General features: G+C 67.1%; 14 protein-coding genes. 5 read left to right on the top strand and 9 right to left on the bottom strand.

The window, feature by feature from the left end; genetic code table 11:
- Nucleotides 1-25: 25 nt before the first annotated feature.
- From EPL04_RS06930 to EPL04_RS06905, 6 genes are all read right to left on the bottom strand, one after another.
- Nucleotides 26-1000, bottom strand: coding sequence for a DUF368 domain-containing protein (locus EPL04_RS06930; RefSeq protein WP_134670607.1), 975 nt, complete (start codon nt 998-1000; stop codon nt 26-28).
- 58 nt (nt 1001-1058) lie between these two features.
- The gene (locus EPL04_RS06925) at nt 1059-4214 is read right to left on the bottom strand and encodes an oligosaccharyl transferase, archaeosortase A system-associated (RefSeq protein ID WP_134670606.1); all 3156 of its coding nucleotides are present in this window, start codon (nt 4212-4214) and stop codon (nt 1059-1061) included.
- Nucleotides 4215-4295: 81 nt separating this feature from the next.
- Nucleotides 4296-5756, bottom strand: a complete 1461-nt coding sequence (locus EPL04_RS06920; RefSeq protein WP_134670605.1) for an oligosaccharide flippase family protein — start codon at nt 5754-5756, stop codon at nt 4296-4298.
- Nucleotides 5753-7291, bottom strand: a complete 1539-nt coding sequence (locus EPL04_RS06915; protein ID WP_134670604.1) for an alkaline phosphatase family protein — start codon at nt 7289-7291, stop codon at nt 5753-5755. Before EPL04_RS06915 ends, EPL04_RS06920 begins: the two co-directional genes overlap by 4 nt.
- Before the next feature lie 59 nt (nt 7292-7350).
- Nucleotides 7351-8910, bottom strand: coding sequence for an alkaline phosphatase family protein (locus tag EPL04_RS06910; RefSeq protein ID WP_134670603.1), 1560 nt, complete (start codon nt 8908-8910; stop codon nt 7351-7353).
- A 40-nt stretch (nt 8911-8950) separates the two neighbouring features.
- Nucleotides 8951-10555 (bottom strand): alkaline phosphatase family protein, encoded by a 1605-nt coding sequence (locus EPL04_RS06905; protein WP_134670602.1) that lies wholly within the window; start codon nt 10553-10555, stop codon nt 8951-8953.
- An 85-nt stretch (nt 10556-10640) separates the two neighbouring features.
- Here EPL04_RS06905 and EPL04_RS06900 point away from each other — a divergent pair, with 85 nt between their 5' ends.
- Genes EPL04_RS06900 through EPL04_RS06890 form a run of 3 tightly spaced genes read left to right on the top strand, consistent with a single transcriptional unit; the run spans nt 10641 to nt 14214 of the window.
- Complete coding sequence (locus EPL04_RS06900) at nt 10641-11675, top strand: glycosyltransferase family 4 protein (RefSeq protein WP_134670601.1); 1035 nt, start codon at nt 10641-10643, stop codon at nt 11673-11675.
- A gap of 24 nt (nt 11676-11699) precedes the next feature.
- Nucleotides 11700-13265: an alkaline phosphatase family protein gene (locus EPL04_RS06895; RefSeq protein WP_134670600.1), complete on the top strand. Its 1566-nt coding sequence runs from the start codon at nt 11700-11702 to the stop codon at nt 13263-13265.
- 31 nt (nt 13266-13296) lie between these two features.
- Nucleotides 13297-14214, top strand: a complete 918-nt coding sequence (locus EPL04_RS06890; RefSeq protein ID WP_134670599.1) for a hypothetical protein — start codon at nt 13297-13299, stop codon at nt 14212-14214.
- Here EPL04_RS06890 and EPL04_RS06885 read toward each other — a convergent pair whose 3' ends face one another.
- The 3 genes from EPL04_RS06885 to EPL04_RS06875 all read right to left on the bottom strand — a co-directional run bounded on the left by EPL04_RS06885 (nt 14215) and on the right by EPL04_RS06875 (nt 17857).
- The gene (locus tag EPL04_RS06885; protein WP_134670598.1) at nt 14215-15594 is read right to left on the bottom strand and encodes a sulfatase; all 1380 of its coding nucleotides are present in this window, start codon (nt 15592-15594) and stop codon (nt 14215-14217) included. It lies immediately after the preceding gene.
- A gap of 78 nt (nt 15595-15672) precedes the next feature.
- Entirely contained in the window at nt 15673-16713 is a 1041-nt protein-coding gene (locus tag EPL04_RS06880) for a glycosyltransferase family 4 protein (protein WP_134670597.1), read from the bottom strand.
- A 1-nt stretch (nt 16714) separates the two neighbouring features.
- Nucleotides 16715-17857 carry a glycosyltransferase gene (locus EPL04_RS06875; RefSeq protein WP_134670596.1) on the bottom strand — a complete coding sequence of 381 codons (1143 nt, stop codon included), beginning with the start codon at nt 17855-17857 and terminating at the stop codon, nt 16715-16717.
- Nucleotides 17858-18006: 149 nt separating this feature from the next.
- Between EPL04_RS06875 and aglJ the strand changes: the two genes are divergently transcribed.
- Nucleotides 18007-18912, top strand: a complete 906-nt coding sequence (gene aglJ, locus EPL04_RS06870; protein ID WP_134670595.1) for an S-layer glycoprotein N-glycosyltransferase AglJ — start codon at nt 18007-18009, stop codon at nt 18910-18912.
- A gap of 75 nt (nt 18913-18987) precedes the next feature.
- Nucleotides 18988-20673, top strand: coding sequence for an acyl-CoA synthetase (locus EPL04_RS06865; protein WP_134670594.1), 1686 nt, complete (start codon nt 18988-18990; stop codon nt 20671-20673).
- Nucleotides 20674-20687 lie beyond the last annotated feature (14 nt).

Genomic DNA, 20687 nt, shown 5'->3' with positions numbered 1-20687 from the left:
ACGCCCCGTTCGGCGAGCTGTTCGGTTAATCGGTGCCGGGCGCCGGCGTCGGCTCCGCCGGGTCCTCGTCGACGTACTCCAGATCGTCGGTGTAGCGATCGATGAGCAACACCGCGACCGCGCCCGCGAGCCCGGCGAGGACGGTCGCGGCCACGCGCTCGACCGGCCACGCGCCCTCGGCGGTGAGGATGCGTGCGGCCGGAAGTCGGAGCGCGCCGACCATCAGCGCGACGAGGAAGGTCAGCGTCACCTGGCGGCGGGTCGCGAGCGCCCACTTCACGACGCGGGCGAACGTGAGGATTCCCACCGCCGCGCCAGCGACGAACGAGGCGACGGCGATCGCCGGCCCGAGCGCGGCCTCGAGCGCGCCGCCCCGCGCGATCGCGACGAGTTCGGCAATGAACTCGTGGAGCGCGTTGCTCATGTACACGTACTGGCCCATCAGGATGAGCAACAGCGACCCCGAGACGCCGGGCAGGATCATCGCGGAGATCGCGATCCCGCCCGCGACGAACAGCACCGGCGGCGCGTGGGGAACCGCGGCCCCCGCGGATTCGCCGGCCAGCAAGAACGCGCCGACCAGCCCCGCGATCGCGGCCGCCCGCTCGTCGCGGGTGTCGAGTCTGACCTCTCCCCAGAGGACGACCGCCGAGGCGGCGATGAGGCCGAAGAAGAACGCGAACAGCACGGCGGGCGAAGACTCCTCGACGCCGGCGACGACGCCGGTGACGCCGACGATGGCGGTCAGGACCCCCGCACCGAGCACCGCGAGGAAGGCGACGTCCATCGCCCGGACGGTCTCGGCGATCCGGGCGCGAGCCCGGGCGTCGTACGCGCGCGGGAGGTCGGCCAGCACCGCCGGATCGAACGCCGCGATCGCGCCGACCAGCCGCTCGTAGATTCCGGTTATCAGCGCGATGGTGCCGCCCGAGACGCCGGGGACGGCGTCTGCGGCGCCCATGAACACGCCCTTCAGATAGACGGAGAGCCACGCTCGCATTGGGCCCGGATACGTCGACCGCGGGGAAAACAGTTCGGCTTTCGACGGAACGAACCGCTCAGTCGCGCTTGCCGAAGAGGAGCGTCGCCGCGAACGCTCCGACGAGGCCGGCGCGGGCGGGCGCGGTCTCCTCGCGATCGGGGAGCGCGTCGGCCGGCGCGGGCCGGGATTCGGCGGCGGCCGCGCCCGGCGACGCGAGCGCGGAGGCGTTCGACTCGTTCGCGACCGTGTCGTTCTCGACGGTCTCGTTGGTCGCCGTCTCGTTCGTGACGGTCTCGTTCGTCACAGTTTCGTTCGTGGCGGTCTCGTTGGTCGCCGTCTCGTTTTGGTCCTGGCGGAGCTGGATCGACTCCTCGGTCAGCGCGACCTCGGTCGCCGAGTCGTTCTCGCCGATGACCTGCGCTTCGGTCACGTCGGCAGTGGCGTTCGAGAAGGTGATGTTGCCGTCCTCGAACGACTGGCCGGTCACGAACTCGTACGGACCGGTCGCCCGCACGCTCGTGTTGGTGTAGCCCTGCTCGGGGCCCCACTCGTCGTACCCGGTCGAGGAGTACGGCAGGGTCATCGTGAACTCGCCGTCAGCACCGGTCTGGGCCTGCTGGCGGTAGGTGAACGTCGAGTTGGCCTCGGTCGGCGACAGCTGGACTCGCGCGGTCACGGTGGCGTTCTCGGGGCCGGTGCCCTCGACGGTCGCGCCGGGGACGCGCTCGAACGTCTTGACCCACGACGGCGAAGTCCGGAGGATGCGGTTCGGGTTCACGCCGGCCTGCTGGAGCAGGCGCATCTCGCCGCGTAGCGTCTGGACGTACTGCTGGGAGCTGGTGGCCGAGGACTCGCTCTGTTTGACCAGCCGGTAGTGTTCGAGCGCGGGGACGCGCTCGCTCGGGAACGGCCCGATCCCGCCGATCTGGGCGGTGCCGTCCTCCTCGACGAACTCGCGGGCCTCCTGCATCGTGTCGAAGTTGCGAACGACCGTCGCGTTCTCGCCCGAGGGCGTACCGACGATCTGGTCGGAGGAGACCCCCGAGACCGCGTCGTAGTCGACGACCACCGGGCTGGGTTCGACCGCGCTACCCTGATAGAGGTAGAGTCGCGCGACCTGACTCTGATAGTAGCGCTGGTCTTTCATCCGGAAGGCGATCCGGGGCCGGGTCTGCTCGTCGTTCAGCCCGGAGTACACCCGCGTGTAGAAGTCGAACCGACTCACGTTCTCGTTGAACACGGTGGGCGCCGAGAACTTCGAGGTCGGCTCGGCCATCTTCCAGTCGGCCATCACGTAGCGGGTCTCCTCGCCGTCTTCGCCGAGCGTCTCGATGACCTCGTTGGCCTCCTGTTCGCTGGGCGCGAGCAGGTAGTTCGCGGCGGTAGTCGCGCCCTCCTGGAACGGGTTGGCGTTCGGGATGCGCTCGCCCTGGACGGTGATGATGTGGCCGTAGTCCCACCACGACATCACGCCGTACGCGCCGGCCGGGTAGTCGAAGTCACCGTCGTTCTGGTCGTAGGTGCCGTAGTAGTCCATCTCGTTGTCGGCGCCGCCGAACGTCCCCTCCTCGGGCGTCTCGTTGGCGAGCCAGTCGAGCGAGCCGTCCCAGTCGGCGATCTCGCCGGGACCGGTGTTCGCGCCCGCCTGCATGGCGGTGTTGGTCTGGTCGATGTTGGCGACGCCCGTACTGCCGACGGTCGCCGGGAAGACGAGCACCGGCAACACCAGCAGGACGACCATCACGACCGACAACACCTGATAGCCGTCGACGTCGGTGAGCGACTCGCGGTCGGTGAAGTCTGCGAGCGCAAGCACGCGACCGGCGAGGTAGGCGTTCAGCACGGCGACCGGCAGGGCGAGGTAGTAGTTGAACCGGACCTGCGTGAACGCCGCCGCGACGATGAACGCGGCCCAGACGAGCACGAGCAGTTTCTCGGCGCTGTGGTCGTCGGTGCGGTAGGTCCGCCACACCAGCCAGATCGCGGCCGCGGCGGCCGTGAACAGCATCAGGCCGTACTCCTGCATGATGACGTCGAACTCACCGATGCCGTACTGGGGCTGGGCCCGCGAGAGGAACGGCTGGGCCTCGCCGATAGTTCGGGTCCGGGCGTTCGTTCCCAGTCCGATCACGCGGAGGACGTTGTTCCGAACGAGGTTGAACAGGCCGGGCGCGCCGACCGCGACTGCACCGACGACGGCGACGATGATCCCGCCGATCGCGGGCGGGTACAGCGTGGCGTTGAGGTCGCGGGCGTCCCACACTCGGGCGAGCCACGCCATGAAGACACAGCCGCCGGCGACCGCGAACGCGAGCAGCGGCTGGAGGGGCGAGAACTTCGTCGGACTGAAATCGAACGTGCCGAGCGGAACGAGCAACAGGAGCCCGGCGACGCTCATGCTGACTGCGCCGACGAACGCGAGGTGGTCGGGGCTGACCCCCCGGAGGTAGTCGGCCGCGAGCTTGAGCACGAAGAACGCGCCGAAGATACCGATCAGCAGGACGCCGGGCGGCCACGTCCAGAGGTAGAGCGCCGTCGCGATCCCCGCGAGCACGCTGTAGCCGAGCGGCCGGCGAAGCACCGCGAAGTCGCGGTCCGCGACGAGTTCGTACACCGGCCTCTCGCGCTCGGCGACGCTCAGCGCGACCATCATCGCAAGCACTGCGAACGCCTGGAACAGGGGTTCGGCGATGTTGTGATCCGAGAACCCGACCAGACTCCGCCGGAGGAACGTGCCCGGAAGGAGCGCGAGCACGACGACGCCGAACAGCGCGCCGGGGCGGCCGGCGATGCGCTTGCCGAGCAGGTAGGTCGGAATCGCGACGAGCGTCCCGAGCACCGCCGGAGCGACGAGGAGGGTCGTCGCCACCGTCTGCTCGGTGGGGCTACCGAGCCCGACGATCAGGGCGGCGGTCGCGACCAACTGGTCGTAAAGCGTCCCGAACTGGCCGACGCTGGTGCCGAACGGAAAGTACGTCCAGGGGTCGAACGGCATCGTACTCGGCCAGTTGGCAACCGTGTAGGTGACTTGTCGGAGGTGATACCACGCGTCCGCGCCGGTGAAAAAGACCTCGCCGTCGCGGAAGAAGTTCTCGTACGACTGGACACGCACCCAGAGCATGAAGGCGATCGCCGCGGCGAGCACGGGGACGTGATACCAGTCCTCGAACGCGTCGAGGATCGACTCGGCCGAGTCGGCCGAGTCGTCGACCTGCTCAGTCTGCTGGCTCATTGATTCGAAAGAACTGGCAAAACGCGCATAAGCCTTGTGACTTGGGACCGGTCGATGACGTAAGCCCGATCAGATACCGTATTACAGCCCGACCGCACGAGTAATGCCGAGATCAGCGAGAACGTTGCGTACCGTGACTCGGAAGTGAGAGCTGACAACGACAAGCACCGCAAAGTACGTGACGGCTCCGGCTCCGACGACGGCTACCAACGATACCCACCCGGTGATAGCCACTGCTTCTGATAGTGCCACTACCACGCCGAACATAACGAGTCCGGCACTCGTCTGCTCGACCAGTTGCCACGGCAACATCAGTTGGCCGAAGAGTCGGTATGCGATCCCGAGATACGTCAATACTCGAATCACTTCGGCGATAATGGTCGCGATCACAACTCCGATCAAGCCGTATTCGAAGCCGAGCACGATGGCCAGCGGGGCGTTCACTGCAAGCGTGAACAGGCTGACTCTAAATCGCAGATCTGGACGATTCATACCGCTGATGACGTTATCGAACGGAAGTCGGTAGGTGTTGAACACTTGGAACACCGCGAGACCGACTAGAGCGGTCCAGCCCGGGCGAGCCTCTGTACCGAAGATAACGGTCATTAGCTCCGTCGGTATCGCGGCCGCGCCGAAGAGTATCGGGATAGCGAACAAACAAGTGTACGAGAGCGCGTTTCTGAGGTCTTCGGACACGCTGTGATCGATCGAGTTCAAACCGCTTGCTTTCACGGTGAGTGAGTCACCAATGCTTCCTGCAATTATCGCGGCGGGAACGGTCAGCCTGAGCGCGGGCTCGTAGAGACCGACCGCGGCGTTCCCGACGACGAAACCAAGGATGAGCACGTCAAGTCGCATATAGAGGTTCTGGAACAGTGAGTTGGGGACGCTCCACTTGGCAAATGTCGTGACACGTCTGACGGTTTCGGTCGCCGGAATGCGCGGACGGACTCGCATTAACATGAGCACGAGTACGGCGGTCAACACGTTCGCGATGATGAGTCCGCCCATCATCCCGAGGACTCGGAATCCAACGATCAGAAAGACTACCTGCAATCCGAGTGTAATGACGCTCCGGACCGTATCTGTCCAGAAAGACGCACCGGGGTGGCCAATGCCAGAATAGACTCTATTAACTAACGAGAAGAGTCCGAGTGTCCCGACGATCGCGACTGTCGCCACGGCGAACGCGAACGGGCCGACCCGATCTTGGATAAATGGATAACTTACGACGACGAGAGCTAGCGTAACGCCGGTGAAGACGCTGTGAACGAGAAGTCCGAAGCCGAAATACTCGGACGGGTCGACGCCGACCTCGCTTACTCGCTTTCTTATAGCGTTCGCGAAACCGCCCGGAATTTGAACGCTGACTTTCGCCAATGCGAGCAAAAAGTAGTACTTTCCCAACCCCTCGTTGTCAAGGACGTTTGCGAAGATGACGATGCCGATGAATCCAGTAGCCGAGAGAGCGAACTTCGCGAACATGGCGACCGCAGTCTCCCGACCGAGACTGAGATCTGCAGTGTTGTCGTCGTCGCTCATTCGAGATATCCGAGATCTTCAAGCCGATCCTCTACCGCATCGTCGCGGGCCGCTTGTTCGGTTCTCGATTCGTCGCGGATTCTGGGTTGGGGAACGTCTTCGGGGGCCAGATAGACTACCGAAATATCACCATCGAACACGTCTTCACGAACTTCACCGTTGAACTCCGGTGAGAGCGGAACCGAGAGGCCGGCCATTATCGTCGGTAATATGTCGACTATGCTCATCCCGTCGACGGTCCCTTCGGCAAACAATGGCCCTGTCGCGGCGAACAGCCCCCGATACCGATGGTTATAGTTGTTCGTAGTACTCGCGTAACCACCGGTCGGCGATTCGAGCATCGTCGGATAACATCCGGGAGCGGGTCGGGCGATTACGTCGGGCGACCTCTCGGCTGGGTCGGCGTACGCCTCTTCGGCGAGCAGGACGTTGCGGAACAAACGTCTTCCTTGGTCGTCGGTCAATTCTGAAAGCCCATCGCGAAGCTCTCGTTTAAGCTTCTCGGGGTCGTCGACGGTCGGATCGTCGAAGCGGTCGTCATTGACGAACAGACAGCCGTACCGAATCTGCCAAGCCAGAGAGTTCGCGTAGTCAACATCGGGTTCTGCGGCCTCCTGTAGGGTTTGTCCGACATCGGTCGCGATGATATAGTTGTAGACCTGTCGCATTCGCTCGTAGAGGTACTCTGATCTTTTTCCGATCGACTTGGCAGTTTCGACAGCGACGTTCGCGGCGGAGAGGTCCTCTGAGCCTTTTTCTCGAAGATATCCGGCGTCGCGGAGATAATCGTTGATATGAACGTTGGTGTGCTTTCGCTCGAATCCGTGATCGCTCATTAAGACGATGTTGTCGGCCATCTCCGAGAGTTCGGCCGTACAGTCGTCGACCACCTCGAGGAGTTGACGGTAGTAGCCAGCACGCGTCTCGTCGTCCGAGAAGTTCGAGAGAAGATGACCTGCCCAATCGGGAGTCGAAAAAAGCACGAAGCCGAATCTCGGTTCGTACGTTTCAAACGCTTCTACAGCGAAGGCCTTGCGCGATCGCGTGATCTCACAGACGTGATCAAAGTATGCGTCGGGACGCGCCTTTTTCGCCTTATCGTGATCGAGAATGTAATCGTCGAATGACTCGAACTGCTGCATGTATTCGGGAACGGCATCGTACTTGTCTTCTGCGAGCATCGCGGAGACGAGATGGGTATCGTCCGCTGTAGGCTCTCGGCTCACCGATGCGGGGAGGTTCACAAATACCGCGTCTTCCACGAGATCGTAGCCCGCTGCATCACTTGTATTAGTCTTTAGCGGGCTTGTATCGTAGCTCGGCGCTTGCATGATCATATTTGTCAACCCGTGCGACCCTGGGTCCTTTCCGGTGGCGAACGAAGTCCATGCTGGAAGGGTCGTTGGGGTGTCGACGCTCATCAAGTCGCCGGAGATGCCGGAATCGAATACGCTAGAGATATATTCTGGCTCGATATCGAACCGCTCGAGCATATTCATCGAGAGACCGTCGAGCCCGATAACGAGTAGTTCCATGCTACGAACTGAGTCACTGACACAGGTATCAAGGTGTCGGTCTCGCACCTACTATCGATTCATTCCAGATACCCGAGCTCTCGGAGTCGGTCTTTGACCTCGCCTTCTTTCTCCTCGTCGCCGGCGACGCCGTCGCCCGTCACGGCCGCGTCGCCGACGAAGTCGTAGCTTTCGGGGTCGCGGGTCGCGGGGTCGCTCCCCGACGCGAACACGTCGAGTACGTCGCCGGCCATCGATTCGGGGAGACGGTAGCCGAGCGCGTGGAGCACTGTCGGCGCGATGTCGGTGATGCGCGCGCCCTCGATCGTCCCGTCGCGGAACGACGGCCCCCGGGCGAGGAAGATCCCCTCGCGGGCGTGTCCGGAGGTGTCGACCTCGAAGCGGAGGTCGTCGACGTCGAACCGCGAAGACGCGTGGACTTCGGGCGTCTCGATGACCATCGCGAGATCCGGGGTGTGGGGGCCGCCGCGGTCGAGGCGGTCGAACCGGACCGAGAGGCCCTCGCTTTCGGCCCCGTCCCGGAGCGCGGACTCGGCGCGCTCGCAGATTGCGTCGATCTCGTCCGGATCGTCCGCGAGCGCGTAGATTAGCGTCGTCTTCTGTCCGACGTCGGCTAACGCGGTCGTCTCCGCCCAGTCGATTCGACCCGTGCTCAGCGCGTTGTCGAGGCCGAGCGCGTCGCCGGTCGGGACGCCGGTCAGTGCGCTCTCGGGGACCAGCTTACGGGCGAGCGTGAGCAGGCCGGCCTTCCCGAGCAGGTCGCTGGCGGCGTCTCGGGCGGTCCCCATCGCCGCCTTGGTCGCGTCGCCGGACTCGGTCAGCGAGACGAGCCCCGCTCGTTCGAGCACCACGTTGGGCGCGAACTTCGAGCGGACCTTCTCGAAGCCGTGGTCGCTCATCACGATGAGGTCCTCGTCGGCGTGGGCGTCGAGAAACTCCCCGAGGCGCTCGTCGACCCGCCGATAGACCTCGAAGAGTTCGTTGTCCGAGGCGGCCGGCGGCGTGCTTTCGGCGCCCCAGTAGTGGTGGGCCACCCGATCGGTCGCTCGGATCAGCCCGACCGCGAGCTCCGGGTCCTCGCGGTCGATGAAGTGTTCGAACGCCTCGAACCGCTTGTCGACCAGGTCGAGGCTCTCGTCGACGTACTCGCGAGACCCCGGCGGCTGGTCGTTCCGGAGCTTGTAGCCGTCGACGAGGTCAACGAGTTCGTCCCACCGCGCTGGCGGGTGGGCGTACTCGTCTTTGTACTCGGGGGCGGCCGCAATGATGGTGCCGTCGATCGCCTGCCAGGGGTACGACCCCGGGATGTTGAACACGACGACCGACCCGTCCTGATCGTCGACGGCGTCCCACATCTTACCGGGGACGAACTCGTCGTGGCTCAGGTCGTTTTCGCGGGTCTCCCGGTTGAAGTGGGTGAACCCGTACATGTCGAGGTCGGTCGGCTCCCGACCGGTCGCGAACGCCGGCCACGCCGGGACGGTGATCTCGGGGACCGTGCTCTCTAACTCCCCGCTGACGCTCTCGTCGAGCAGACGCTCGAAGTTCGGGAGGCGGCCGGACTCCACCCACGGCTCGATGACCGAGAGGGTCGCGCCGTCGAGTCCGAGGACTATCATGTGGGGGCGAACGCGGGGCCCGGCCAAAAGGAGTTTGGTCCTACTCCAGATACCCCAGATCGGAGAGGCGCTCGGCGACGTCGGCGTCCTCGGTGGCCGCCTGCGCGGCCGCTTCGTAGTCGGGGTAGGATCGCTCGTCGGGGGCGTCGACGGCGGCGAGCGGGTCCCCGTCCATCACCGCGGCCGGCGCGACGTCGAGAGTCGCCAGCACCGTCGACGCGACGTCGAACAGGTGTGCGCCCGAGAGGTCCGCTCCGGAGTCGACGCCCTCGCCCGCCAGCGCGATCACGCCGTGTCGCTTGTGGTTCCACGGCTCGGGCTCGCCGAACTGCTCGCCGACGAGCGCCGAGAGGCCGTGCTGGAAGTCGGTCGGCACCGCCAGCACGTCGACCGCTTCTTGGGCGTACGGGCCGTCGATGTACTTCTCCCGGGGCACGACTTCCTCGAACACCGGCGTCCCCGTCGGCGTGGTCGCGCTCGACAGGAGCGAGATCACCTCCTCGCGGACCCGATCGTACTCGTCTCGCGCCACGACGCCGTCGGGGTCTCGCCCCTCGACGTTCAGCCTGACGCCCAGTTCCGACGGCGACCGGAGGTACGCTCGCGACGCCGAGAAGTCGACCGCGTCGCTCGCGGCGAACACCGCTCCGACCGGGACGTGGCGACCGACGAACTCCGCGAGCCCGAGCCGTTCGAGCACCGCTTTCCCGCGCTGGTAGGTCAGCCCGACGGTCGCCGCCGTCGCCGCGAGCCGTTCGAGCACGGGATGGCCCGACGCCCCCTGCTCGGCGCCCCCCGTCAAGCGCTCGTCTTTGATCTGGAACCACGAGGGGACGCCCTGACCGCCGGTGGTGGTCTCGACCACGCCCGCTTCCCGGAGGAACTCGTTGACGCGGAACTCGTAGCCGTCGTACTCGCCCATGCCGTGGTCGCTGGCGACCACGACGGTGTCGGGGTCGCACTCGTCGAGGATCGCGCCGATCTGCTCGTCGACGGCCCGGTAGATGCGCCGGACCTTCCCGTGGTCGCCGGGGTAATCGTGGAACACCGCGTCGGTCTTCTGGAACTGGACGAAGCCGAACTCGGGACCGAACCGGTCGGCGAGATACCGGAACGCGGCCCCGCGCATCCGAGCGAGTTCGAGGTAGTCCTCGAACCGGTCGTCGCCAGCCGTCTCGTCGGTCTCGCGGCGGGCGTACACGCGGTAGTCGCCGACCGCCTCGCGCACGTCGTCCAGAATCCCGTCGGGGTGACAGTCCGGATCCTCGGCGGCGAGGTAGCCCGGGACGACCGCGCCGTCGATGTCAGGCGGCGGGCTCGTGACGGGGGCGTTGACGACCACGCTCGTCAGGCCCGCCGCGTCGGCGTACTCCCAGAGCGTTCGCTGTCGAACGTCGGTCGCGTTCACGATGTCCCAGTCGTAGCCGTCGAACCGCAGGAAGTCGAACACGCCGTGCTTGCCGGGGTTCGTTCCGGTGTACAGCGACGGCCACGCGCTCGCGGTCCACGGCGGAATCTGAGACTCCAGTCGCCCGGTCGCCCCGTCGTCGAACAGCGATTCGAGGTGCGGGAGGGCACCGTCCTCGAACAGCGGTCGGAGTACGGGGAAGCAGGCGGCGTCGAGTCCGACCAGCAACGTCTGCATACTACGAACACGAATCGGCCGCGTTAAAATCCCTTCCTCATCGTGTTGGGGAGCGTTTAAGTCCGACGGAGACCCCGTCCCGAACATGGACCCCGACGCCGCCCGCGTGGCGATGCTCCACCAGGACCCCCATCCCGCCCACCGCGGCTTCGCGGAGGCGATCGGCGCGGACCTCGTCGACTACCACCGGCGGTCGGCCGGCCCCCTCGACGGTACCCTCGCCGAGGACGCGCTGAACGGACTCACGTACCCCGATTACGACGTCTACCTCGTGGAGGGATCGCGACCCCTGTACGCCGGACTCCTCTGCCGGTTCGCCCGCGGCGGCAAACTGGTCTATCTCTGTGCGGACCACGGGCTCTATCGGCTCGGTAGCGCCGACTTCGAGGGCGACTCGGCGCTCAAGTCGCTGATCGGGACGTTCGGTACGCCGGCGGTCCGGGCGGCCGGACGGCGCGGGATCGACGGCGTGATCGCGGTCTCGGCGTTCGCCGCGGAGTTCACCCGGCCCGTGGTCGGCCCGAAGACCCCGATCGAGGTCGCCCATCCGTTCGTCCAGCCGTCGACCTACGACGCGCTCGGTGACGTCGAACCGAGCCTCGGCTCGGAGGTCGCCGTGACCGTCGCGCGGCCCTGGGAGTACAAGGGCGTCGACCTGCTCGTCGACGCGTGGCCCCGGGTCCGCGAGTCGTTCCCCGACGCGGAACTCCACGTCGTCGGCGGGGGACACCCGGAGTCGTACGCCGAGACTCCGGGCGTCCGGGTTCGGGGGTACGTCGAGGACCTCGCCGACGCGTTCGCGCCCGGTTCGCTGTTCGTCCAGCCGTCGCGGATGGACACCTTCCCGGTGAGCACGCTCGAAGCGATGCGTGCCGGCCTCCCGCCGCTGGTGACACGGACGACCGGCACGCGATCGGAGGCCCGACGGATCGACGAGTCGCTCGTGGTCGAACCGAACGAGGACGCGCTCGCTCGCGGCGTCCGCAGGTACTTCGAACGCGACCTCGCCGACCGACGCTCGCTCTCGGAGACCGCCCGCGACCGGGGCGGCCGGTTCGATCGGGACTCGCGAACCGCCGCGTTCCGGGCGGCCTACCGCGACGTTCTCGAAGAACTTTAACGCCGGACCGGCGATTGTTCGCCCATGACCGTCTACGTCGTCGGACTCGACGGGGCCGACTGGTCGCTGCTCCGACCGTGGGCCGAGGCGGGCCACCTCCCGACGGTCGCCCGGATTCTCGACGAGGGCGTCGCGGGCGACCTCCAGAGCACGCTCCCGCCGGTCACGTTCCCGGCGTGGAAGTGTTACTCGACGGGCAAGACTCCCGGGAAGCTCGGCGTCTACGAGTGGTTCGCGTACGACAGAACGACCCACGACATCTCGGCGAACGACGCCAGCGACTTCCGGTCGCGCGAGTACTGGGACGTGTTGGCCGACCGCGACCGGCGCGCGGGCGTGATCAACATGCCGACGACCCACCCTGCCGGCGCGGACGAGGGCGTGAACGCGACGGACGACGGGCCCTTCGTCGTCGCGGGGAGCCCCGCAAGCGAGCGCAAGGCGTTCACCAGCCCCGCGTCGCTGAGGACGGAACTGCTCGAGGAGATCCCCGACTACCGGGTCAAGCCCGACCTCGTCCTCGACGAGGCGTCGCCCGACGAGTTGGTCGCCGAGGCCCGCGATCTGTTCGAACAGCGCTTCGACGCCGCGACGTGGCTCGCCGACGAGAAAGACTGCGAGCTGGTCCACACCACGCTCTTTGCGACCGACACGCTCCAACACCGGCTCTGGGATCGCCCCGAGAAGCTCCGGGCGGCCTACGAGCGCGTCGACGACCTGCTCGCGGACCTGCTCGCACGCGAGGACGCCGAGGCCGTCGTGCTCATGAGCGACCACGGCTTCGCCGAGATCGACGAGATCTTCCTCGTGAATCAGTGGTTGGCCGAGCGGGGCGACCTCGTCGTCGAGGACTCGGAGGCCCGCGACCTGCTGGCGTCGGTCGGGCTCACCGAAGAACGGCTCAAGCGGTTGGTCGATCGGCTCGGACTCGTCAATCTCGCCCAGTCGCTCGTGCCCGAGTCCCTCCAGCGGTTCTTCCCGAGCGAGAGCGGTCGCGTGGCGATTCAGGACGCCGGAATCGACTGGACCGAGACGAAGGCCGTCTCGCTCGGCCGCGGACCGATCTACGTCAACCGCGACGCGTTCCCGGACGAGGAGGCGGCCGACGCCTACGCCGAGGCGCTGGCGGCCGACCTCGAAGCGCTCGAAACGCCGTCGGGCGATCCGGTCGCGGCCGCGGTCCGCGATCCGGCGGACGTTTACACCGGCGAGCGACCGCGCGCTCCGGATCTGGTGGTGGAGTACGCGACCGGCGTCGACGCCCCCGAAGCGATCGGCGGCGGTGTCTTCGGCGAGACCACCGAGTGGCTGGCGACCCACCGCCGCACGGGGGTGTTTGCGGCGTGGGGCGAGGACGTCGCGACCGGGAGCGCCGACCTCGAACTGTACGACCTCGCGCCGACTCTGCTCCACTATCTCGGCGCGCCCGTCCCCGAAGACGTCGACGGCGACGTTCGATTCGACGTGTTAGCCGGCGAGCCAGCCGATCGATCGATCGAGACGGGGGCGCCGACAGCGGCCGACGCGGCCGGCGAGCGCGCGGGCGAGGAGGTCGAAGACACACTGCGAGAGCTTGGGTATCTGGAATGAGCCGACGAACACGTTCTCAGGTGGTAAGACGATGACGCTGGCGGACTGGCTTTCCGAGACGCGCGAACGGATCGCAGAGGACGGAACGCGAGGGATAAAAGAGAGCATTCACGAACTGTACATCGGCGGGCTCCGTCGGACGAACCCCCTGTACTCTCGCGGCGAGCACGTTTTCGAACGCGACTGGGACGTGCTCGTTGTTCTCGATGCCTGTCGGGTGGATCTCATGTCTGAAGTCGCCGGCGAGTATCCTTTTCTCGACGAACCGGATACGCTCGTTTCGGTCGGCAGTTCTTCGATCCAATGGATGGAGCGAACGTTTACCGAACACCACGATGCTGAGCTTCGCGATACGGTTTACGTCACTGGTAATCCGTTCAGCAAGCGCGTACTGTCCGATGAAGACCTACTGGCGCTCGACGAAGTTTGGCGCTACGGGTGGGACGACGAGACGGGGACGATCCCGGGTCGTCATGTCACCGATCGGGCTATCGCTGCCGGTCGAGAACAGGACTACGAACGGCTCATCGTTCATTACATGCAGCCTCATTTCCCGTCGATACCGGAGCCTCTGACTGATGGTATGAACGCGCAGACTCTCGGTGACGGGGAGGGCTGGGACTCGCCGTGGCACCGACTCCGACGCGGCGAACTAGACGAAGAGACGGTCTGGTCGTCGTATCGCTCGAATCTCGACTACGTTCTCGAAGAGGTAGGAATTCTTCTGGAGAACCTCGAAGCCGAACGCGTCGCCATCAGCGCCGATCACGCCAACGCGGCTGGAGAGGCGGGCGTCTACGGTCATCCGAAGGTACCGATTCGTGCGATACGCGAGGTGCCGTGGTACGAGACGAACGCGACCGACACCGAGACCTACGATCCGAAGCTAGAACCCGATGCGGAACGAGGCGATATCGAGGAGAAACTCGGCGCGCTCGGATACCTCTGATCACTCCATGTAGCCGAGGTCTTTGAGGTGCTGTTCGACCATCTCGTCGTCCTCGGCGACGGCGTCGGAGCCGCCCTCGCGCAACCGCTTCATCCGCGCCTGATGATCGTCGAGCGCGCGCGCGAGGTCGCCGTACTCGGGGGCGTCGTCTCCACGGTCGTCCTCCGGGCGCTCCTCGGGGGTCGCGCTCACGTCGAAGCAGAGTTCGCCGTCGTCGGCGTGGCGAAGGAGCTTCCAGCCGTCGGCTCGCCGGGCGCAACACCGCGCGTACTCGATCTGGCGACCGACGTCGGCGAACCCGTACTCGCGGGGGTCGGCCTCGCCGTCGGCGACCGCGAGCGCGGACTCGCCCTCCCAGCCGGCGTGGGGATCGAGACCGAGCGCGTCCGCGATCGTCGGCGCGACGTCGAGGAGTCTGACCTGCCCCTCGACCGGCTCGGCGCGCTCGGCGTCGTTTCGCGCCGGGTGAGAGACGATCAGCGGGACCCGGAGGACGCCTTCCCAGAACTCCGGCGGGTGGCCCGCGTGACCGTGCTCGCCGACGAGTTCGCCGTGGTCGGCGGTGAAGACGACGAGCGTCTCGTCGAGCTCGTTACGTTCGCGCAGGGCGTCCAGTAAGGCGTCGAACTGGTCGTCGACGTAGGCGCACTCGGCGTCGTAGAGTTTCCGGATCAGCTCCCACTCGCGGTCGGTGACTGCCTCGGGATGGTGGGTCCCCTTCCGCGAGAGCCCGCGACAGGTCGCGAGGTCGAGCGGTTCGTCCAGAAACTGACGCTGGTACTCCTCGGGCGCCTCGTAGGGGTGGTGGGCGTCCATGTAGTGGAGCCAGGTGAACCACTCGCCCGTCTGGTCGCCGATCCACTCGATGGCGCGGTCGTTGAGCGATTCGGCGCGCTCGTACTCGCTGTCGTTGCCCGTCGCGGTCGCGAACAGCGCGTCGGCGCGGTTGTACACCGTCTCTATCGTCTTGAACACCGCGCCGTCCTTGTCGAGGTTCGACTGGACGAACTGCTTGAGCCGCCCCGCCTCGGTCGTGCCGCTGGCGTCGTACATCGACTCGAACCCCCGGTCGTAGCGGTACGAACCGCTCGCGAAGTGATTGTCGGTGTAGCCCGCGGTGGCGTACCCGGCGTCCCGGAGCGACTCGGCCAGCGTCCTGATGCCGTCGTCCGAGCCCGGTTCCGGGAGGCCCAGTCCCTCGATGCTGGCGAAGTATCGGCTCGCGAGGATGGCCGGGAACGACGCCGGCGTCGAGGGGCCGTTCGCGACGCACTCGGCGAACTCCAGCGCCTCGTCCGCGAACGACCGCGTCGCGGGCATCACATCCGGACTCACCCGGTCGGCGCGCAGGGAGTCGACCGTGACGAGGAGGACGTTCATACCTGCCCGAAGTCGGGCGACCGTTAAAACGCTACTCGTACGGGCCGGCGGGCCGCGAGGGGCCGATCGCCGCCCGCCCTACGATTGGTAGACCGCGGCCACGCGCTCGCTCACGTCGTCCCACGACGGCAGTACGGCGGTGGGGGCGTCGCGCTCGGCGGCCTCACGAACGGCTTCGGAGACGGCCGTAGAGTCGACGTCCGCGACGCCGACGCAGTCATCGCGGTCGGTCCAGTCGACCAGCGCTCCGGCCTCCCGGACGACGCACGGCGTCCCGGCCGCCAGCGCTTCCGCGACGGTCATGCCGTACGACTCGAACGACGAGAGCGCGAGGTAGGTCTCGGCGCCGGCGTACAGGCTGGGCAGGCGCTCGTCGGCGACGTAACCCAGAAACGTCACGCGGTCGGCGACGCCGGCCTCTCGGGCGATCGCTTCGAGTTCCGGGCGGTAGTCGCCCGACCCGGCGACCAGCAGGTCGTACTCCGGGAGGTCGGCGAGCGCCCGAATCGCGTGCTGGACGCCCTTGTACGCCTCCAGCCGGCCGACACAGAGCAAGTATGGGCGGTCGCGGCGTTCGGGCGATGCGTCGGCGAACCGCGCGACGTCGAGGCCGTTCGGGATCACGGTCGCCTCGGCTCCGAAGTCCGCGCGGAGCCGGCCGCGTTCCCAGTCGCTGACGGCGATCACGGCGTCGGCTCGGCCGAGCGCCCACCCGCCGACCGGTCGGTACAGCGAGAGCAGTCGGTCCCGAAGGTCGTCGGCGCTCGCGCCGTGATAGTGGGTCGTCACGACGAACCGCGCGTCGCCGGCGCCGAGCGCCGCGAACAGCACCGGTAGCGAGTGATAGTTGTGCGCGTGGATCACGTCGGGATCGACCCGCCGGACCGCGCGGGCGATCCCCGGCGCGACGTGGAAGGCGCCGCCGGGCGCGAACCCCCGGAAGCGCCGGACCGACACGCCGTTTCGCGTCTCCCGATCCGGAACGTCGGCGCCGGCGTCGGCGGCGAACACGGTCACGTCGTGGCCCCGAGCCGCGAGCCGCTCGCTGATCTCGGCGACGTGAGTCTCGACGCCGCCGGTGTGGGGCGGGTATCGCGGCGCGACCTGCAGGATCTCCATCTCAGTCGAACGCCTCGCGCAGTTCCTCGTCGACCTCCCACGTCCCGTCGCCCTTGCCCCGAAGCAACTCGACCGCGGCGTGGAGTAACGACACCTGCGAGTCGAAGACGGCGTAGATCGCCTGCAGTGGCCCGAGCAGGTCCTTCTGTCCGAGCCAGACGAACCCCGCGAGAGCGACCGGGACTGCGAGCCCCGCGGGGCCGACGACCGACACCGCGGCCGCGGTCACCGCGAGCGCGCCGAGCGCGACCAGCCACGGCGAGACGACCATGAACCACCAGTTGAACGGGAGGACGAGTCGGCCGTAGTTGCCGTACTTGCCCAGCGCGTCCCGGTGCTGGACGAGCAGTCGGATCAGGCCCATCCCGCGGCGGTCCTTCTGGAGGCGGCGCTTGCCGAAGTCCGAGTGGGAGGCCTCCTCGTAGCGGACCGCGGGGTCGAAGACGACCCGGTCGCCGCCCCGTCGGATCTTCAGCGCGAGTTCGGTGTCGTCGGCCAGCGAGTTCGGGTCGATCGGGACGACCGCGTCGTTCTCGAACGCCGAGAAGGGGCCGTGGAAGATGAGCGTCGAGTCGAGGTGGGATTCGAGCGTCTGGACGTGGGCCTGTACGCCCCGGTAGCCCGCTTCGACCTCGCTCCCGCCGAGCACCTCGGCGTTGCGCCCGGTGACCGCCGCCACCTCGGGGTCGGCGAGGTTCGCCGCGGCCACCCTGAGCGCGTCGTCGGCGACGTAGGAGTCGCAGTCGGTCTTGACGACCATCTCGTTTTCCGCGGCGGCGTACGCGTCGTTGAGCGCGGGCGCGAGTCCGCGGCGCTCGTCCTCGCGGATGAGGGTGAGTTCCGGGTACTCGCGGTCGGCGAGATACGACTCGATGCGCTCTGGGGTGTCGTCGTCGCTGGAGTCGACGACCACCAGTTCGACCTTCTCCATCGGGTAGTCGAGTTCGAGCAGGTCGTCGAGTTTCGTCTCGACGATGCCCGACTCGTTGTACGTCGGCAGGACGACGCTGACGGCGGGTTCGGCCTCGCGCTTGTCGGCGGGCGAGCCCTCGGGGCGGACCCACGCGTACAGCGCGAGGAAGGCGAGATACGGGAGGGCCGTCACCGCGACCAGCGCGCCGGCGACGGCGACGAGAGCGTTCATGCGCCCGACTACGAAATCGGATTATAACAGGCTGACGGTCGTCGCTCGGGCGGGTCGGCGGGTTCCGCCGTCGGCTGGGGTTCGAGGGTCGACCGCCGCGAGCGCGCGAGAAGTAAGCCTTTTGCGGGAGTGGTGACCACTCCCTGTCAATGGCCGAACGCGAGGACGTGTGCGTGCTCATCCCCACGCTGAACGAGGCCGAGACGATCGGCGAGGTCGTCGACGGCTTCACCGACCGCGGGTTCGAGAACGTCCTCGTCGTGGACGGCGACTCGACCGACCGGACACAAGAGATCGCTCGCGAGCACGGTGCGCGCGTGCTCCAACAGTCCGGGTCGGGGAAGGGTCAGGCGATCCAGGAGGCGATCCGCCACATCGAGGCCGAGTACGTCCTGATGCTCGACGGCGACGGCACCTACCGGCCCGAGGACGCCGACGCGATGCTCGAACCCCTGCTGGAGGGCCGCTACGAGCACGTCATCGGCGACCGGTTCGCCGACATGGAGGAGGGTGCGATGACTCGGCTGAACAAGGCCGGCAACGGGATGTTCAACTGGGTGTTCCGGACGATCCACGGGGAGGACTTCGAGGACATCCTGAGCGGCTACCGGGCGTTCACCCGCGAGTCGGTCGAACGCTTCCACCTCGACGCCGACGGCTTCGGCGTCGAGACCGAGATGGCCGTCGAGTGCGTGAAACACGACGTGCCGACGACGGTCGTCCCCATCCGGTACGAGGCCCGCCCCGACGAGTCCGAGACCAACCTCCATCCCGTGCAGGACGGCGGGGTGATCTTGCTGACCCTCTACCAGCTCGCGAAGACCAACAACCCCCTGTTCTACTTCGGGAGCGTGGGCGTGCTGAGCGGGCTGTTCGGCGTCGCGGTCGCCGGCTACGTCGGCTACGAGTGGTTCGTCGGCCCGCGGGTCTCCCACGAGGTGCTGGCGGTGGTCGCGGCGTTCGCCATCCTGTTCGGGGTCCAACTGCTGATGTTCGGGGTGCTGTCGGACCTCATCGTGACGCTCCACCGCGAGCAGATGCGCCGGCTCAAGTGAGGTCGCGGGCCTGTCGCTCGCCGTCCCGGACTCGCCGGTACAGTTATTTCACTGACGTGAGTAGCTTCCGAGCGCATGGTGGACGGTCACAACCTACCCGATTACGACGACGCACGCGAGTCGTTCTCGTGGGACCAACTGTACGCCGAGGCCGACTGGGACGCTCCCGGCGAGCTCAACATCGGCCACGAGGTCTGCGACCAACACGCCGACGGCGGGGAGTCGGTCGCGCTCTATCAGGTGAGCGAGGACGGCGAGATGACCGAGACGACGTTCGCCGAACTCGCCGACCGGTCGGGGCGGTTCGCGACCGTCCTCGAAGAACTGGGCGTCGAGCGCGGCGATCGGGTGTTCTCCTACATGCCCCGTATCCCCGAGCATTACGTCGCGCTGGTGGGCACGCTCAAGCGCGGCGCGGTGTTCGGCGGCGTCAACGAGCGGTTCGGCCCCGACGGCATCGCCTACCGGCTCGACGACTGTGACGCCTCGGTCGTCGTGACGACCTCTGACAACCGCGACACGGTCGCGGACGCCCTCGACGACGCGCCGTCGGTCGAGCACGTCCTGACGGTCGACCGCGGTGGGGTCGTCCCCGACGGCGACGTCCGGTTCGGCGACGCGCTCGAGGAGGCGAGTCCCGAGTACGAACCCGCCCGGACGGGCGGCGAGGACGACGCGCTCCTGTACTACACCAGCGGGACGACCGGGCCGGCGAAGGGCGTCCTCCACAAACACCGGTGGGTCGCGGGCGTCGGGGCCACCCAGCGGTACGCGGTCGACCTCCAGCCCGACGACGTCTACTGGTCGACCGCCGACCTCGGGTGGCTCACCGGCCCGATCAACACCCTCGGGGCGTGGTTCTGGGGCACGTCGCTTTTCACCTACGAGGGCGAGTTCGACGCGGCGACGTGGGCCGACCTGCTCGACGAGTACGCCATCGACGTGCTGTTCAGCGTCCCGACCGCCTACCGGATGCTCCGGGAGAACGAGGAACTCCTCGACGGCGCGGACCTCGATCTGCGCCACGCCCTCTCGATCGGCGAGCCCCTCTCTGCGGGCGTGGTCGACTGGGCCGAGGAGACGCTGGGCGTGACGGTCCACGACACCTACGGCCAGACCGAGACTGGGAACATGATCATCAACAACTACCCGACGATGGCGCTCAAGCCCGGGAGCATGGGCAAGCCCTTGCCCGGCGTCGAGGCCGCGGTCGTCGACCCCGACACCGGCGAGGTGCTCCCGCCCGGCGAGACGGGCGAGATCGCCCAGCGGGGCGAGTACCCGTGTTTCTTCGCGGGCTACTGGGAGAAGCCCGAGAAGACCGCCGACTGCTTCGTCGACGGGCCGGACGGCGAATGGTACCTCTCGGGTGACCTCGCCAGACTGGACGAAGACGGCTACTTCTGGTTCGAGGGGCGGGCCGACGACGTCATCATCTCGTCGGGCTACCGGATCGGTCCATTCGAGGTCGAGAGCTCGCTGGGCGAGCATCCGGCGGTCGCGGAGGCCGCGGTCGTGCCCAAACCCGACCGCGAGCGCGGCAACATCGTGAAAGCCTACGTCGTGGCGAGCGACGACGCCGACCCCGACGACGAGCTGAAAGACGACGTACGGACCCACGTCCGCGAGGAGCTGTCGGCCCACGAGTACCCCCGCGAGATCGAGTTCGTCGACGAGCTTCCCAAGACCGTGACCGGGAAGATCAGACGGACCGAGCTCCAGGACGACGCCCAGCGGGAGGCCGACGTCCAGCGAGAGTGAGCCGCCCGCGGCGC

Origin of the sequence: Halorussus marinus, assembly GCF_004521895.1 — an archaeon.
In the GTDB taxonomy this organism is placed as follows: Archaea; Halobacteriota; Halobacteria; order Halobacteriales; family Haladaptataceae; genus Halorussus; species Halorussus marinus.
The sequence above is the reverse complement of the archived record's forward strand: the minus strand, read 5'-3'. Positions and strand labels throughout refer to the sequence as shown.